Here is a 15,165-nt window from a genome sequence, read left to right on the forward strand (position 1 = left end):
AGACCCCGCACACCAGGGTCCGCACACAGAATTCCCCGAGGGAAGGAACTCCCACGATGTACAGCCGCAAGCGAATGACGGCCCTCTCCGCGGCCGGCATGACCGCCGCTCTCCTCCTGACCGCCTGCGGCGGTGGCGGCAGCAGTGAGAACCTCACCGGCCCCGAGGACGGCGGCGAGGAGAACAAGGAGATCAACATCGCGCTGATCGCCTGGGAGGAGGCGATCGCCACCACGAACATGTGGAAGGTCATCCTGGAGGAGAAGGGCTACGACGTCACGGTCACCGACGTGGACGTCGCCCCGATGTACCAGGGCGCGGCCAACGGCGACGTCGACCTGTTCCTCGACACCTGGCTCCCCACCACGCACGCCGACTACTGGAAGGACTACGGGGACAGCCTGGAGGACCTCGGCGTCTGGTACGACAACGCCAAGCTGACCCTCACCGTGCCCTCCTACATGGAGGACGTGAACAGCATCCCCGACCTGACCGACCACGCCGACGAGCTGGGCGGCCAGATCATCGGTATCGACCCGGGCGCCGGGCTGACCTCCACCACCCAGAACGAAGCGATGCCGGGCTACGGTCTGGACGAGGACTTCGAACTGGTCACCTCCTCCACCGCCGCGATGCTCGCCGAGCTGGACTCGGCGATCGCCGAGGAGGAGCCCATCGTGGTCACCCTCTGGCGTCCGCACCCGGCCTACGCCCAGTACGACCTGAAGGACCTGAAGGACCCCGAGGGTCTGATGGGTGGCGCGGAGGAGATCCACGCCGTCGGCCGCACGGGCTTCGGCGAGGACTACCCGGAGCTCGCGGGCTGGATGGAGAACTTCGAGCTCAACGACGAGGAACTGGCCACTCTGGAGGTCCTGACCCTTCAGGAGCACGAGGACGACCCCGAGGCGGGCGCCCGCGCCTGGCTCGCGGACAACCCCGAGTTCCTGGAGCGCACCCTGGGCGAGGACGCCGAGGGCCTGGAGTTCTAGACTCTGCTCGCTTCGGGGCTCCGCTTCGCTTCGCCCCGGATCCGTGCGCCACAGGGGCGGGAACCTTCGGTGCCTCCGGTGGGTCGGCTCGTTCCTCGCGAACCCGCCTCCGGCTCCTCCAGGACCCCGCCGGCGCCCGGCTCTGCTCGCTTCGGGGCTCCGCTTCGCTTCGCCCTGGAGGGGCTTCGCTTCGCCCCGGAGCCGGGCGCCCCGGTTCACTCCGGGGGCCGGCTCCGCCCCGGCTCCCGGACGTCCTCGTCCTCGTGTGACCTCCGGGGACCGGCCCCGGACCGGGGACCGTGAACACCGACGGGCCGCTCCCCTTCGCGGGGGCGGCCCGTTCGCGCGTCCTCGGCCCCGAGCGGGGCCGGAGCCGGCCTCAGGGGGCGTAGTAGCCGCCCTGGGCGCCTCCGTAGCCCTGGTTGAGCTGCCTGCTCCTCTCGCGCTTGGGGAGCAGGTACGCGGCGAGCAGGCCGCCGAGGAAGCCGAAGAGGTGCGCCTGCCAGGAGACACCGGGGTACTGGGGCAGGACCCCCCAGATCATCGTCCCGTAGAAGAGCACCACGCAGATCATGATGACGATGTCGACGGTCTTGCGCTCGATGATGCCGCGCAGGACGGTGTAGCCGAAGTAGCCGAAGACCAGGCCGCTCGCTCCCACGGTGAGGGAGGTCGGCGAGCTGAACAGCCACACGCCCACGCCGCTGACGACGACGATGATCAGCGTGGTGAGCAGGAACCGCCCCAGGCCGCTGAACGCGACGAGCACGCCCAGTACGAGGAACGGCAGCGAGTTGCCGATGAGGTGTTCGAGGTTGCCGTGCATGAACGGCGCGGTGAACATGGTCCAGAGCCCCTGGAAGTCCCAGGAGCGCAGGCCGAGTCGCTGGTCGAGCGTTCCGCGGAGCAGGAGGCTGTCGAGGACCTCGAAGACCCACATGGCCGCGAGCATCCCCGCTACGGTCAGGATGGCGGTGATTCTGGACTGCTTCACCCCATCGAGAGTAGAGGACACGGGCTTGCGGTGGTATGTCCGTGGGGCGTGTGGTGAGTAATTGTCCGCTGTGCCCGAAGTTGCCCTGATCCCGTCGGCGGGCCCTCAGGAGGTCAGGGAGCGTTTGCGCGGCGGGATGCCCGCCACCGCCATGAAGGACTCGACCTTGGCCGGACTGGTCATCCCGGTCAGCGGCAGGTACGCGCGCGAGGTGCGGCGGTTCTGCAGCGAGGGGAAGCGCTTGGGGCGGCCCGCGGTGTCGCACAGCCCGAGGGAGCGGATACGGCCCGGCAGGACGTGGTAGGAGCCGATGTCGTGGAAGGGCACGCGCACGATGTAGCGGCCGCGCTCGTAGCGGAACTCCCCGTCGGAGACCTCCAGCACGGGGGACTTGATCATGTGGCCGTGCACGGCCAGTGCGGCGCCCACGAGGACCAGGAGGACGCCGAGGGTGACGTTGGCCCAGTGCGAGGGGTCGACCGCGACCGCCACGGCGCCCAGTGCCACCAGAGCGTAACCAGCCCACAGTTCCACGTGCTTGCGGCCCGCGGGGCAGACCAGGCGGACTGTTTCGGACACGGCAGAGGCCTCTCTCGCTGGATACTGCGTGTGGGGTGACGGCGATCGCCGTACGAAACCTTATCTGCTCCGATGCTGCGCGCACGGTGGTTTCGGACAGCCGGGTACGCAGATTTCAACCCGGATCTACGTGCTTTGGCACCTTTCGTGCTCTATGTCAGCTCTATCTGATTATCATCAGATCATCCTATGAATCACGCATCGAAGTGCGCCGAGAACTGACTACTGGAGCACCAGGGGCCCCGTGGTGAAGCTTGCATGTTATATGTGAGCTTTGGTGTATTTTGTCCGTTTCCCTCTGTGTAGTCAACTGGGGCGGTTGTGTAGTTAAACGGCGTTTACTTTACTATAAACACCGTTGACCAAAGTAAGCGACCCGCAATGTATTTCTGGCTTGTCCGAATCGGGGAGTGCGGGAGTGCGCCCCGGCCCCGGCCCCTGAACTGCGGTAACGACGGTGTTTCCCGACGTCGGCGGGGTGCGCCGGCTGCCGGGGGACGATGAGCGCGAACCGGTTGCGGATGGGTCACGAATCCGGCAGTGGGGCTATACAGACATTTCGCTCAATGGTCTTCTGAACGACTAATCGCCTAATTTCTGCGGGGCGTGTGCGAACCACACAAGCCCCGGGGTCGGGCTCGTATTAGTGATCAAGGGTGTAACTGATGCACAAACGAAGGAAGACGCTCGCGTTCGCGGCGGCGGGACTCTCCGCGCTGATGGCGCTGACCGCCTGCTCCGGCGGCGGCGGTGACGGCGCGGAGGAGGAGAAGGAGGTCACATGGGTGATCAACAGCCTTCCCGCCGCCTGGGGAGCCATCAGCAGCGCCGGCGGCAGCGTCTACGTGATCCAGATGCTCTCCGGCGTCATCCCCTTCACCGGGCAGTACCAGCCCGACGCGACGTACGAGTACAACATGGACGTCCTCGCCGAGGAGCCCGAGCTCATCAACGACAACCCCGACGAGGGTCCGTTCGAGTTCAGCTTCACCCTCGCCGAGGACGCCGTGTGGAGCGACGGCACGCCGATGACCGGTGAGGACCTGCGGGTCACCATGATGATGTCCGCGTCCCCCGACGAGGGCTACTGCACCACCTGTGACTCCCGCGGCACCACCGGTGCCGACATGGTCGACACGGTCGAGGTCGACGGCAAGACCGCCACCTTCAAGCTGAAGGAGGGCCTGGCCAACCCCGAGTGGAAGGGCATGTTCGACGCGCACAGCGTGGCGGGCGGCTTCTACCCGGCGCACCTGGCCGAGGAGCAGGGCTTCGACGTCGAGGACCCCGACCAGCTCGGCGAGTACTTCACCTGGCTGCACGAGACGCGCCCCGAGTGGTCCGGCGGCCCGTACAAGATCGTCGACGGCGACCTGAAGAACCAGGTCGTCAAGGAGCCCAACCCCGAGTGGTTCGGCGAGACGCAGCCCGCACTCGACCGCATCGTCATGCCGTACAACACCGACGAGGGCACCTTCATCCCCGCCTTCCAGAACGGTGAGATCGACGGCGCCAACCCCGCCCAGTACAGCGCGGACATCGTCACCCAGCTCCAGGACATGGAGGCGACCCTCAGCATCGCCGAGGGCAACATCTGGGAGCACGTCGACATCAACGTCGACAACGAGTGGCTCTCCGACGTCGAGCTGCGCAAGGCCGTCTTCACCGCGATCAACCGCGACGAGATCGCCAGCCGCAACTTCGGCTCCACCTACCCCGACTACGAGCTGAAGAACAACCACATCTTCAGCAGCCAGAGCGAGTACTTCGAGGACCACCTCTCCGACACCACCCAGGGCGACGGCGACATCGAGGCCGCCAAGAAGATCCTGGAGGACGCCGGCTACGAGCTCGACGGCGACACCCTCACGCTCGACGGCGAGGAGGTCGGTCCGTTCCGCCTGCGCAGCACCGACACCGTCACCCGCAGCAACTCCCTCCAGCTGATCCAGGCGCAGCTCGACGAGATCGGCGTCAAGACCACCATCGAGATGACCGACGACCTGGGCACGATGCTCGGGGAGCAGGACTTCGACATCGTCCAGTTCGGCTGGAGCGGCAGCCAGTACTTCGCCTCCAACGCCGAGCAGTTCTGGCACTCCGAGAGCGAGAGCAACTTCGGCGGCTTCTCCAACGAGGACGTGGACAAGGCGGCCGAGGCCTCGGCCACGGCCTCCGGCCTGGACGAGGCGGCGAAGCACGCCAACACGGCGGTGGAGACCATCGTCCCGGAGGCCTACGTGCTCCCGATCATGGCCGAGCCCAACTACTTCTTCGCCAGCGAGCGGCTCGCCAACGTCGAGGACAACCTCCAGTCCAGCTACCGCGCCACCTACAACATCGGTGAGTGGGACATCGCCGAGTAACTCGGCTCAGGTACATGGCCCGGGTCCGGGATATCCTCCCGGATCCGGGCCGGTCCTCGTTCACCCCTGAAGGATCACACCCATGCTCGTTTACACGGTGCGGCGCGTCCTGGGCACGATACCCATCCTGATCCTCGCGTCCGTGCTCACGTTCGTGCTGATCGACGTCTCCGGTGACCCCCTCACGCAGCTCAGGATGCAGCAGCCGCCTCCGGACCCCTCGGTCATCGAGCTCCAGGAGGAGCGGCTCTACCTCGACCGGTCCATGCCCGAGCGCTACTGGCTCTGGGTGACCGGCATCGGCGGCCACGGGGACATCGGACTCCTCCAAGGCGAGTTCGGCCCCTCCACGCAGAGCAACAGCTACGACATCGGGGCCCAGCTCGCCGAGCGCCTCGGGGTCACCCTGCGCCTGGTGGGGGCGGCCATGCTCCTCGCGCTGGGCCTGGCCATCCTGGCCGGTGTCGTCAGCGCGATGCGCCAGTACTCCAAGATCGACTACACGCTCACGTTCATCGGCTTCCTGGCCCTGTCGATGCCCGTCTTCTGGTTCGGCGGCATCATGCAGCACGCGGGTGTCAGCTTCAACGACCTCGTGGGAGAACAGGTCTTCGCCACGATCGGCGACGGCCTGTACCAGGCGCAGGGCGAGGACCTGTGGGGCAGGATCACCAACGCCCTCGCCTACATGACACTGCCCACGATCGTGTTGATGCTGACCAGTTTCGCGTCGTGGAGCCGGTACCAGCGGACCGCCATGCTCGAGGTGCTCAACAGCGACTACGTCCGCCTGGCCAAGGCCAAGGGCCTGCCCAACCGCGTCGTCGTCCGGCGCCACGCGCTGCGCACGGCCCTCATCCCGCTGACCACGGTGGTCGCCGTCGGCATCGCCGGGGTCATCGACGGTACGGTCCTGACCGAACAGGTCTTCCAGTGGCGCGGCCTGGGCGAGTTCTTCGTCAACGCGATCGAGACGAACGACTCGTACGCCCTGATGGCGTGGCTGCTGCTCAGCGGTGTCACGGTCATCCTGGCCAACCTCGTCGCTGACCTCCTGTACGGCGTGCTCGACCCGAGGATTCGCTATGAGTGAGAAGAAGGCGCCCGTAGCGCCGCGGAGCGCCGACGCCGAGAGCGTCGGGGGCGCCGAACGCACCCAGTTCCAGATGATCGTGTCCCGGTTCCTCCGGCACAGGGCCGCCATGATCAGCCTGGCCGTCCTGGTCGTCATCGTGCTGTTCACCTTCGTCGGACCCCTCCTCTGGCGGTGGGACCACACCGTCCACCTGGAGGTCCCGCCGAGCGTGCCGCCCAATCCCGACCACCCGCTCGGCACCACCACCGCGGGCCACGACGTCCTGGGCCAGCTCATGCGCGGCACCCAGCAGACGCTCAAGGTCGCGTTCACGGTGTCGGTCCTGGGCACCGTCATCGGCTCCCTGTGGGGCGCCACCGCGGGGTACTACGGCGGCCGCGTCGACGGGCTCATGATGCGCGTCGTCGACGTGTTCCTGATCGTGCCGCTGCTGGTCATGGTCGCCGCGATCGCGGGCAACGTGCGGGGCGGGACCACCTGGTACGCGGTGGCCCTCATCATCAGCTTCTTCGCGTGGGCGCAGATCGCCCGTGTGGTGCGCGGTGTGGTCCTGTCCCTGCGCGAGCAGGAGTACGTGGAGGCGGCGCGGGCGTCGGGAGCCTCGCCCGGATGGATCATCGTGCGCCACCTGCTGCCCAACGCCGCGGGACCGATCATCGTCGCGGCCACCCTGCTGATCGCCGTGGCGATCCTGCTGGAGGCGGGCATGTCCTTCCTCCAGTTCGGGATCCAGCCGCCCGACATCTCGCTCGGCCAGATGATCAGCGACGCGCGCACGGCGGTCTCCACGCGGCCCTGGCTGTTCTATCCGCCGGGTCTGATGCTGCTGGCGATCTGCCTGACGATCAACTTCATCGGCGACGGGCTCCGCGACGCCCTCGACCCACGACAGAGCATGGTGCGGCGATGACCACGACTGAGCACATGAGCAACGAGGAGACCTCCTCGCCGGGAACCGGCGACGTGGTGCTGGAGGTCCGCGACCTCAGCGTGACCTTCCCCTCCGACGACGGGCCGCTGCCCGCCGTGCGCGAGGTGTCCTACGTCCTGCGCCGGGGCGAGGCGCTGGGGATCGTGGGCGAGTCCGGATCGGGCAAGTCCGTGACCTCCATGGCGATCATGGGACTGCTGCCCAAGAACGCCCGCGTCGAGGGATCGGCGAAGGTGCTGGGCCAGGAGGTCGTCGGCCTCGACGACGCCGAGATCAGCAAGGTCCGCGGCAACCGGATCGCGATGATCTTCCAGGACCCGCTGACCTCGCTCAACCCCGTGTACACGGTCGGCTACCAGATCGCCGAGGCCGTGCTCGCGCACCACAAGGTGGGCAAGAAGGCCGCGATGGCCCGTGCGCTGGAGCTGCTGGAGCTGGTGGACATACCCAACCCGGCGCAGCGGCTCAAGCAGTACCCGCACGAGCTGTCGGGCGGTATGCGCCAGCGCGTGGTGATCGCGATCGCGATGGCCAACGAGCCGGACGTCATCATCGCCGACGAGCCGACCACGGCCCTGGACGTGACCGTCCAGGCACAGGTCCTGGAGGCCCTGGAGTCGGCCCGGAAGGAGACGGGCGCCGCGCTGGTGCTGATCACCCACGACCTGGGCGTGGTGGCCGGGCACGTCGACCGGGTCGGTGTGATGTACGGCGGCCGCCTCGTGGAGACGGGACCGGTGGAGGAGGTCTTCTACCGGCCGCGGATGCCCTACGCCCTGGGACTGCTGGGGTCGCTGCCCCGGCTGGACGAGGACCGGAACGAGCGGCTCACCCCCATCCTGGGGACCCCGCCCTCCCTGCTCACCCTGCCCGGGGGGTGCGCGTTCGCGCCGCGCTGCCCGATGGCCAGGGACCTCTGCCACGAGCAGGAGCCGAGCCTGCTGGCGACGGCCGAGAACGGGGAGCGGGTCCGCGTCCCGGTGGAGGACACCGGCGCGCACACGGCGGCCTGCCACTTCAGCGAGGAGTTGGAGGGCGCCCAACCCACCGACCTGTTCAGGGGAACGGCGGTGGGGGCCGAAACCACCGACACCGGTGGCACCGCCGACACCGGTGGCACCGCCGAGTCCGTGGCGGAGAGCGAGGAGCGGGCCGAACAGGCCGAGCGGGCGCTCGCCCGGGCCGACGGTTCCGGGGACACCGCCGACGGGAGCGGCCGGGAGGCCATCCTGACCGTCAGGGACCTGGTGAAGCACTTCCCCATCCGCTCCAAGGGCCTGCTCAAGAGGAGGATCGGCGAGGTGCAGGCGGTCTCGGGGATCTCCCTGGACCTGTACGAGCACGAGACGCTCGCCCTGGTCGGTGAGTCCGGTTGCGGGAAGTCCACCACCGCGCGGCTCATGCTCCAGTTGATCAGGCAGACGTCGGGAGAGGTCGAGTACAGGGGGCAGCCGCTGCACTCGATGTCCCAGCGCCAGTTGCGGCCGCTGCGCCGCGACCTCCAGCTGGTGTTCCAGGACCCGTTCGCCTCCCTGGACCCGCGCATGACGGTCTCGGACATCGTCGCCGAACCGCTGCGGATCCACGGCCGGCGCAACGGCGAGGCCAAGAAGCGGGTCAGGGAGCTGCTGGAGCTGGTGGGCCTCAACGTCGAGCACGGCTCGCGCTACCCGCACGAGTTCTCGGGCGGTCAGCGACAGCGCATCGGCGTCGCCCGCGCACTGGCGCTCAACCCCAAGGTGCTCATCCTGGACGAGCCGGTCTCGGCCCTGGACGTGTCCATCCAGGCGGGCGTGATCAACCTGCTGGAGGACCTCCAGGACGACCTGGGCCTGTCGTACCTGTTCGTCTCGCACGACCTGTCGGTGGTCAAGCACATCGCCGACCGGGTGGCCGTGATGTACCTCGGCAAGATCGTGGAGACGGGGACGACCGAGGAGCTGTTCAGGGCGCCCGCGCACCCCTACACGCAGGCGCTGATCTCGGCCATCCCGCTGCCCGACCCGGTCAAGGAGCGGACGCGGGAGCGGATCGTCGTCACCGGCGACGTGCCCAGCCCGGCCGACCCGCCGTCGGGCTGCCGATTCCGGACACGGTGCCCGAAGTTCGCCGACGAGCTGTCGGAGAGCGAGCGCGTCAAGTGCGTGGAGGAGCCGCCGGAGCTGGTGGACCGGGGGACCGGGCACCCGGACGCCTGCCACTACTCGCGGGCGGTCGAGCTGATCTGACGCGCTCCGCGCGACGGTGGATCCGGTGGGCCGGTGCGGGGACTCGCGTCCCGGCGCCGGCCCACCGCCTTGCTCGCCGGCCGGAACCGGACACGGCTCCGCGCGGCGGAACGCGTTCGCGCCCGTCACCGGACGGCCGCGGCGCCTTCCGGGTCCCCTCCGTCGGCGAACCGCGCGTGAGGTCCTGGAACCGGGGGCTCCGCACGGGGTAGGGTGCGTTGCCCCTTACCGCTCGTGACCGGCAGGAGACGAAGAGTTGGAAGCCCCCGCCATTCCCCGGAAGCACTCGCCCGGAACCCGTCGCGGCGCCCTGTGGACGGTCACCGCCGCACTCGTCGCGCTTCCCCTGCTTCCGGTGGCGCCGCTGGGCGCGTCCCCGGCCCACGCTGACACGGACGCGGCCGGGGAGCGCCCGGCCGACCTGCGCGAGGACATCGACACCCTGTTGAGGCACTCGTCCCTGGAGGGCGCGGTGTCCGGTGTGGTCGTCTCCGATCCCGACACCGGCGAGGTGCTCTACTCGCGCGACGGCGGAGAGCGGCTGCTGCCCGCGTCCAACATGAAGCTGTTCACCGCGGCCGCCGCCCTGGAGGTCCTGGGCACCGACCACACCTTCTCCACCGAGGTGGTGGCCGAGAGGGGCCCGGGGCACCGGCGCTCCGTGGAGGACCTGTACCTGGTGGGCGGCGGCGACCCGACCCTGTCCGAGGGCGACCTGGACGAGCTGGCCGCCGAGGTGGCCGGGTCCGGGGTCAGGGTCGTGCGGGGCGACGTGCACGCCGACGACACCTGGTTCGACTCCGAGCGCCTCGTGGACGACTGGTGGCCCGAGGACGAGCCGTACGCGTACTCGGCGCAGATCTCCGCCCTCACGGTCGCGCACGGGGAGCGCCACGACACCGGGGTGACGGAGGTCTCGGTCTCCCCGGGGAGCGCGGGGGAGCCCCCCGAGGTCGACCTCGGCGCGGCCGAGGGCTACGCCGAGCTGGACAACCAGGCCCGCACGGGCGCGCCGGGCAGCGGGAACACCCTGGTCGTCGACCGTGTGCTGGGCACCAACACCATCACGGTGAGCGGCGCGATCCCGGCCGACGGCGCCCCCGTGGCCGTCCTGCGCACGGTGCACGAACCCGCCGGGCTGGCCGGGCACCTCTTCGAGCAGGCGCTGGAGCGGCACGGGGTCGAGGTGGTGGGCGGCGTGGAGTTCGGCGGCGCGCCCTCGGACCGGTCCGGGGCCAGGGTCCTGGCCGACCACGAGTCCCCCGGACTGGGGGAGATCCTCGTCCCGTTCATGAAGTTCAGCAACAACGGGCACGCGGAGATGCTCGTCAAGAGCATCGGCAGGGAGACCGCGGACGAGGGCAGTTGGGACGCCGGGCTCGCCGGTGTGGAGAAGGCCCTGACCGGGCTGGGCGTGGACACCTCCGACCTCGTCCTCAACGACGGCTCCGGCCTGTCCCGGGGCAACCTGGTCACCGCCGACACGGTCGTGGACCTGCTCACGCGATCGCGTGACGCCTCCTGGTACGGGACCTGGAGGGAGTCCCTGCCGGTGGCGGGGAAGGACGACCCGTTCGTGGGCGGCACCCTGAGGTACCGGATGGGGGGCACCGCCGCCGAGGGCGCGGTGTCGGCCAAGACCGGCACCATGACCGGAGTGAGCGCCCTGTCGGGGTACGTGTCCGGGCCGGGTGAGGACGAGCTGGTGTTCAGCATCGTCAACAACGGCCACAGCGGTCCGGCGCCCAGGGGAGTACAGGACGCGATCGCCGTCCGGCTGGCCGAGTACGTGGGCCACGCGTCACTCGCCGGCGTCCGTCCGCAGAGTGCGCGCGCGGAGGGCGGCGGTGAGCTGGAGTGCTCCTGGGAGCTGACCTGCTGACGCGCCGGGGGCCTGGTCCGCCGGGCCGCTGATCCGGGGCCACGGGACGATCCCCGTGGCCCCTCGGTCCTTCACCGGCCCCTACCAGGCGCGGCGGCCCACGAAGGCGAGGAACCGGGTCTGGGCGTCGGCGCCCTCGGGCGGGGTGAGCTCAGGGCCGCAGACGCCTTCGGCGCGCATGTGCGGTCCGAAGGCGGCGGTGGCCCCGTGCGCCCAGCGGACGTCGTCGGGATCCAGGCGCTCGTCCTGGCCGGTGGCGCGGGCCAGGTCCCAGCGGTGCACGACCAGGTCGAAGTCGAGGAACCGGTCCACGGCCTCGGCGAAGGTGGTGCGGCCGAAGAAGCCGTCGAACTCCGTGTTCGCGCGGTCGGGATCGTCGAGGTCGGCCTGGACCGCCGCGCGGGCGGCGTCCCAGGCGGCGCGGGGGTCCTCGTCCACGGACGGGACGCGGCCCGGTTCGCGGCCGACCAGGCCGAGGAACATGCCCTGGGTGTCCACCACGTGGCGGACCACGTCGCGGGCGTCCCACCCCTCGCACGGTGACGTGGAGGCCCAGCGGTCGGCCGGGACGGCCGCCACCGTCGCGGCGAAGTCCTCGGACAGGCGGGCGTAGCGTGCGCAGACGTCACTCATGATCGGTGTCCCCCTCAGGGTCGGCTGTGTCCCACCATCCTCCGCGCGCGTCCGGGCCCCGTCTTGAAGAAACGCGACAGGACGTGCGGGCGCCGGACCGCTTCCGTCCGGTCGAAGGACCGGCCGCGGTACTAGTCTGGGGCCGTGGAACCGTACTCCGCGGGAGTGGACAGGGACGCGCGCGGCATCCTCGACCCGGAGACCGGGCTGACCCGGTTCCGGCTGGACCGCTACGCGCCCTCGGGCCACGTCGCCCGCTTCGTGGACCGCTACTGGATCGCCTCGTGGAACCTGGCCGGCCGTGAACCGTACACCCAGCGGGTCCTCGCCCACCCCGTGGTGAACCTGGTGTTCACCGGCGCCGCCGCGACGGTGCACGGCCCGACCACCCGGGTCACCTCACGCGTGCTGGAGGGCGAGGGCTGGGCGCTGGGCGTGATGTTTCGGCCCGCGGGTTTCCGCCCCCTCCTCGGCCGCCCGATGAACGGGATCGTGGACGCGGAACTCCCCGCTCCGGAGGCGTTGGACCCGGCGGCGTGGCCGGAGGAGCCCGCGGCGCTCATGGCCGAGGTGGACCGCGTCCTGTCGGGTCTGCTCCCCGTGCGGCGCCATCCCGCGGAGGACACCCGCGACACCGTCGAGCGGGTGGCCGACGACCCCTCGGAGGTCAGCGTGTCCGGGCTCGCCGGGCGGGAGGGGATCGGTGTGCGCCTCCTCCAGCGCCGCTTCGCCGACCACGTCGGCCTGGGACCCAAGGCGGTCATACGCCGGTACCGGCTCTACGAGGCCGCCGAGCGCGCCAGGAGGGGGTCGCCGCCCGACTGGGGGCTCCTGGCCGCCGAGCTGGGGTTCAGCGACCAGTCCCACCTGACCAGGGAGTTCACCGCCGTACTGGGAGTCACCCCCGGCCGTTACGCGACGCGCGCGACACCAGCCGGCTGAGCGTCCGGTACACCTCCGCGGCCGTCAGCTCCGGTTCGACGCAGGCGCGCACGAAGAGGCCGTCGACGGCGGCGCATACGCCCGCGCGGTCGTCCGGATCGGGCAGGTACGGCGTGAGGAAGGCGTCCACGGCCCGGTTCCAGCGCTCGACCTGGGGACGCAGGGCCGGTCGCCGCGCGGCGAGCAGGAACAGCTCGCACTCGGCCATCACGTGGGCCCGGTCGGGCCCCGACCCCGCCGCGATCATCCCGGCGAGGGCGCGCAGGGCCGCGTCCGCCCCGTCGGGCAGGGTCGCCAGGGCGGCCACGTAGGTGTCGTTGACCCGGGTGAGGGCGTCCACGAGCAGGTCGTCGACGGCCGCGTAGTAGTAGGTGACCGCGCTGGGCGCGACCCCGGCCTCGGCGGCGACGCGCCGCTGGCTGACCGAGGCCACGCCGTCGCGCTCGACCACGCGCATGACGGCGTCCAGCAGCAGTCGGCGCCGCCGTTCGCCCTTGCGCCTGCGGCCGTCGGTGATCGCCTCCGGACCGGTGGCCTCCACGCCGCCCCCGCTCAATGCCGCCCGCCCATCTCCAGGGCCATCACCCCGGCGATGATCATGGCGATCCCGCCCACCTGGACCCAGGTGAGCGACTCGCCGAAGAGCATGGTGCCGACCATGGCGACCAGCGCGATGCCCACGGCCGCCCACACGCCGTAGGCCACACCGAGGTCCATGCCCCGGGTGAGGGACTGGCTGAGCATGAGGAAGGCGCCGACGTAACCGAGCACGACGAAGACCGTGGGGACCAGGCGGGTGAAGCCCTCCGAGAGCTTGAGCGATGTGGTGCCGATCACCTCGGAGATGATCGCCCCGACCAACCAGAGCCACGACATGAGGCCTCCCAACAGGAGAAACGAGCTTTCGGCCAGGCTTTGGCGGAGCATAAACCTGAGCGTTCGCACCAGATTCTAGGCGCAGATCCCCGGGCAGAGGCTCGCCCAGGTGCGACGCAAGTTACGGATAGCCGTAATCTCATACCCGAAGGAAACTGACTCATACCCCCGGGGTGTACTGTCGCGGTCCGGTGTCCCTCCGCGTCGGTGATAACCGATCTATACCGATGCGTGAGATCTCAGAACCTTTTGGGCGCTCGCGCGTCTTACTGGCAGTACACGGCGTTCGAAGCATGACATGGAGGTACCAGACGTGACGGGAAAGACACCCCCGGTGGTGATACGCCGGTTCGGTATCGGACTGGTCGCGCTGGCGCTGGCCGCGACGGCCTGCACGTCCGGTACGGCCGAGACCCAGAGCGGGGGTTCCGAGCCCACCGACGCCGCGCCCCCCGCGGAACTGGTGATCGCCCCCGAGGACGGCGCCGGAGAGGTCGCTCCGAACTCCCCCGTCCGGGTCACCGCGGAGAACGGCGTCATCACCGACGTCCAGGTGGCCCAGTCCGTCGTCGACGAGGCCTCGACGACGGGTGAGGAGCAGGACCCGGGCCTCTACGACATGACCGGCACCCTCAACGGGGACGGTACCGAGTGGGTCAGCGACTGGAACCTGCGCCCCGGCTCGGAGGTCGTGGTCACCGCCACCGCCGAGAACGACGCCGGCGAGGAGACCGAGCTCGTCCACGAGTTCACCACCCTGGCCGCCGTTCCCGGCCAGCGCCTGGAACTGGCGTCCAACTACCCCTCCTCCGGTGACACCGTCGGCGTGGGCATGCCGATCGTGATCAACTTCGACCTGCCCGTCACCAACAAGGAGCAGGTCGAGAACTCCATGGAGGTCGTCTCCGAGCAGGGGATCGCGGGCGCCTGGAACTGGACCAACGACCAGACCGCGGTGTTCCGCCCCGAGGAGTACTGGGACCCCCACCAGGCCGTCACCGTCGACCTGCACCTCGCGGGCGTCGAGGCCTCCGAGGGCGTCTACGGAGTGAAGAACTACCAGATCGACTTCGAGGTCGGCCGCGAGCTGATCGCGACCATGCACGTGCCCGACCACGAGATGGTCATCACCGTCGACGGTGAGCACGAGCGCACCATCCCCGTGAGCAACGGCCAGGCCACCCGCCGGTTCGACACCACGAGCAGCGGCGTCCACGTGCTGATGGAGCGGTACGAGCAGATCACCATGGACTCCAGCACCGTGGGCATCGCGGAGGACTCTCCCGGCTCCTACAGCGTGGAGGTCCAGTACGCGGTCCGCACCTCCAACAGCGGTGAGTTCGTGCACGAGGCCTCCTACAACCCCGCCATCGGTTCGGCCAACACCTCCCACGGCTGCACCAACCTGCGCATGGAGGACGCCCAGTGGTTCTTCGAGAACACCCTCATGGGTGACGTGCTGAACACCACCGGCACCGACCGCGAGTTCGAGTGGAACAACGGCTGGGGCTTCTGGCAGAAGTCCTGGGACGACTGGCTGGCCGAGAGCGTGACCGGCGAGCCGCAGATCACCGACGGCTCCGGCACCCCCGGCTCCGTCCACGGCGAGCAGTAACCCGAGCGGTAACCGCATCCCGGACGCCGAG

13 protein-coding genes are annotated in these 15,165 nt (G+C 69.6%); 8 read left to right on the forward strand and 5 right to left on the reverse strand.

Going from position 1 to position 15,165, the window contains the following annotated elements; genetic code table 11:
• Positions 1-56 precede the first annotated feature (56 nt).
• Positions 57-992: a glycine betaine ABC transporter substrate-binding protein gene (locus tag NOSIN_RS23715; RefSeq protein ID WP_077692857.1), complete on the forward strand. Its 936-nt coding sequence runs from the start codon at positions 57-59 to the stop codon at positions 990-992.
• Positions 993-1,371: 379 nt separating this feature from the next.
• Here the strand turns inward: NOSIN_RS23715 and NOSIN_RS23720 are convergent, their stop codons facing one another.
• Together NOSIN_RS23720 and NOSIN_RS23725 are read right to left on the reverse strand one after the other, a co-directional pair.
• A complete protein-coding gene (locus NOSIN_RS23720; RefSeq protein WP_077692858.1) occupies positions 1,372-1,986 on the reverse strand; it encodes a rhomboid family intramembrane serine protease in 615 nt (204 codons plus the stop codon).
• Positions 1,987-2,091: 105 nt separating this feature from the next.
• Positions 2,092-2,565 carry a hypothetical protein gene (locus NOSIN_RS23725; RefSeq protein ID WP_170293602.1) on the reverse strand — a complete coding sequence of 158 codons (474 nt, stop codon included), beginning with the start codon at positions 2,563-2,565 and terminating at the stop codon, positions 2,092-2,094.
• A 665-nt stretch (positions 2,566-3,230) separates the two neighbouring features.
• On the opposite strand from NOSIN_RS23725, the gene NOSIN_RS23730 reads away from it, so the two are divergent.
• From NOSIN_RS23730 to dacB, 5 genes are all read left to right on the forward strand, one after another.
• A complete protein-coding gene (locus NOSIN_RS23730) occupies positions 3,231-4,931 on the forward strand; it encodes an ABC transporter family substrate-binding protein (RefSeq protein WP_077692859.1) in 1,701 nt (566 codons plus the stop codon).
• An 82-nt stretch (positions 4,932-5,013) separates the two neighbouring features.
• Positions 5,014-6,024, forward strand: coding sequence for an ABC transporter permease (locus NOSIN_RS23735; protein WP_077692860.1), 1,011 nt, complete (start codon positions 5,014-5,016; stop codon positions 6,022-6,024).
• Complete coding sequence (locus tag NOSIN_RS23740; RefSeq protein ID WP_077692861.1) at positions 6,017-6,937, forward strand: ABC transporter permease; 921 nt, start codon at positions 6,017-6,019, stop codon at positions 6,935-6,937. The genes NOSIN_RS23735 and NOSIN_RS23740 overlap by 8 nt, the downstream gene beginning before the upstream one ends.
• Entirely contained in the window at positions 6,934-9,186 is a 2,253-nt protein-coding gene (locus tag NOSIN_RS23745; RefSeq protein WP_077692862.1) for an ABC transporter ATP-binding protein, read from the forward strand. Before NOSIN_RS23740 ends, NOSIN_RS23745 begins: the two co-directional genes overlap by 4 nt.
• Before the next feature lie 256 nt (positions 9,187-9,442).
• Positions 9,443-11,068 (forward strand): D-alanyl-D-alanine carboxypeptidase/D-alanyl-D-alanine endopeptidase, encoded by a 1,626-nt coding sequence (gene dacB / locus NOSIN_RS23750; RefSeq protein WP_455430049.1) that lies wholly within the window; start codon positions 9,443-9,445, stop codon positions 11,066-11,068.
• A gap of 81 nt (positions 11,069-11,149) precedes the next feature.
• Here dacB and NOSIN_RS23755 read toward each other — a convergent pair whose 3' ends face one another.
• The gene (locus NOSIN_RS23755) at positions 11,150-11,701 is read right to left on the reverse strand and encodes a TIGR03086 family metal-binding protein (protein WP_077692863.1); all 552 of its coding nucleotides are present in this window, start codon (positions 11,699-11,701) and stop codon (positions 11,150-11,152) included.
• A 144-nt stretch (positions 11,702-11,845) separates the two neighbouring features.
• Here NOSIN_RS23755 and NOSIN_RS23760 point away from each other — a divergent pair, with 144 nt between their 5' ends.
• Positions 11,846-12,643 carry a helix-turn-helix transcriptional regulator gene (locus NOSIN_RS23760; RefSeq protein WP_236743433.1) on the forward strand — a complete coding sequence of 266 codons (798 nt, stop codon included), beginning with the start codon at positions 11,846-11,848 and terminating at the stop codon, positions 12,641-12,643.
• Here NOSIN_RS23760 and NOSIN_RS23765 read toward each other — a convergent pair.
• Positions 12,600-13,100 (reverse strand): TetR/AcrR family transcriptional regulator, encoded by a 501-nt coding sequence (locus tag NOSIN_RS23765; RefSeq protein ID WP_077693748.1) that lies wholly within the window; start codon positions 13,098-13,100, stop codon positions 12,600-12,602. The genes NOSIN_RS23760 and NOSIN_RS23765 overlap by 44 nt on opposite strands.
• Before the next feature lie 95 nt (positions 13,101-13,195).
• Positions 13,196-13,519: a DMT family transporter gene (locus NOSIN_RS23770; protein ID WP_077692864.1), complete on the reverse strand. Its 324-nt coding sequence runs from the start codon at positions 13,517-13,519 to the stop codon at positions 13,196-13,198.
• Positions 13,520-13,832: 313 nt separating this feature from the next.
• On the opposite strand from NOSIN_RS23770, the gene NOSIN_RS23775 reads away from it, so the two are divergent.
• Positions 13,833-15,134, forward strand: coding sequence for a L,D-transpeptidase (locus NOSIN_RS23775; protein ID WP_077692865.1), 1,302 nt, complete (start codon positions 13,833-13,835; stop codon positions 15,132-15,134).
• Positions 15,135-15,165: the final 31 nt, after the last annotated feature.

Source organism: Nocardiopsis sinuspersici (assembly GCF_001998325.1).
Lineage (GTDB): Bacteria > Actinomycetota > Actinomycetes > Streptosporangiales > Streptosporangiaceae > Nocardiopsis > Nocardiopsis sinuspersici.

Coding starts and splice junctions, on each gene's coding strand:
- NOSIN_RS23715 (WP_077692857.1), top strand. CDS start 57: ATGTACAGCCGCAAGCGAATGACGGCCCTCTCCGCGGCCGGCATGACC.
- NOSIN_RS23730 (WP_077692859.1), top strand. CDS start 3,231: ATGCACAAACGAAGGAAGACGCTCGCGTTCGCGGCGGCGGGACTCTCC.
- NOSIN_RS23735 (WP_077692860.1), top strand. CDS start 5,014: ATGCTCGTTTACACGGTGCGGCGCGTCCTGGGCACGATACCCATCCTG.
- NOSIN_RS23740 (WP_077692861.1), top strand. CDS start 6,017: ATGAGTGAGAAGAAGGCGCCCGTAGCGCCGCGGAGCGCCGACGCCGAG.
- NOSIN_RS23745 (WP_077692862.1), top strand. CDS start 6,934: ATGACCACGACTGAGCACATGAGCAACGAGGAGACCTCCTCGCCGGGA.
- NOSIN_RS23755 (WP_077692863.1), bottom strand. CDS start 11,701: ATGAGTGACGTCTGCGCACGCTACGCCCGCCTGTCCGAGGACTTCGCC.
- NOSIN_RS23765 (WP_077693748.1), bottom strand. CDS start 13,100: ATGCGCGTGGTCGAGCGCGACGGCGTGGCCTCGGTCAGCCAGCGGCGC.
- NOSIN_RS23770 (WP_077692864.1), bottom strand. CDS start 13,519: ATGTCGTGGCTCTGGTTGGTCGGGGCGATCATCTCCGAGGTGATCGGC.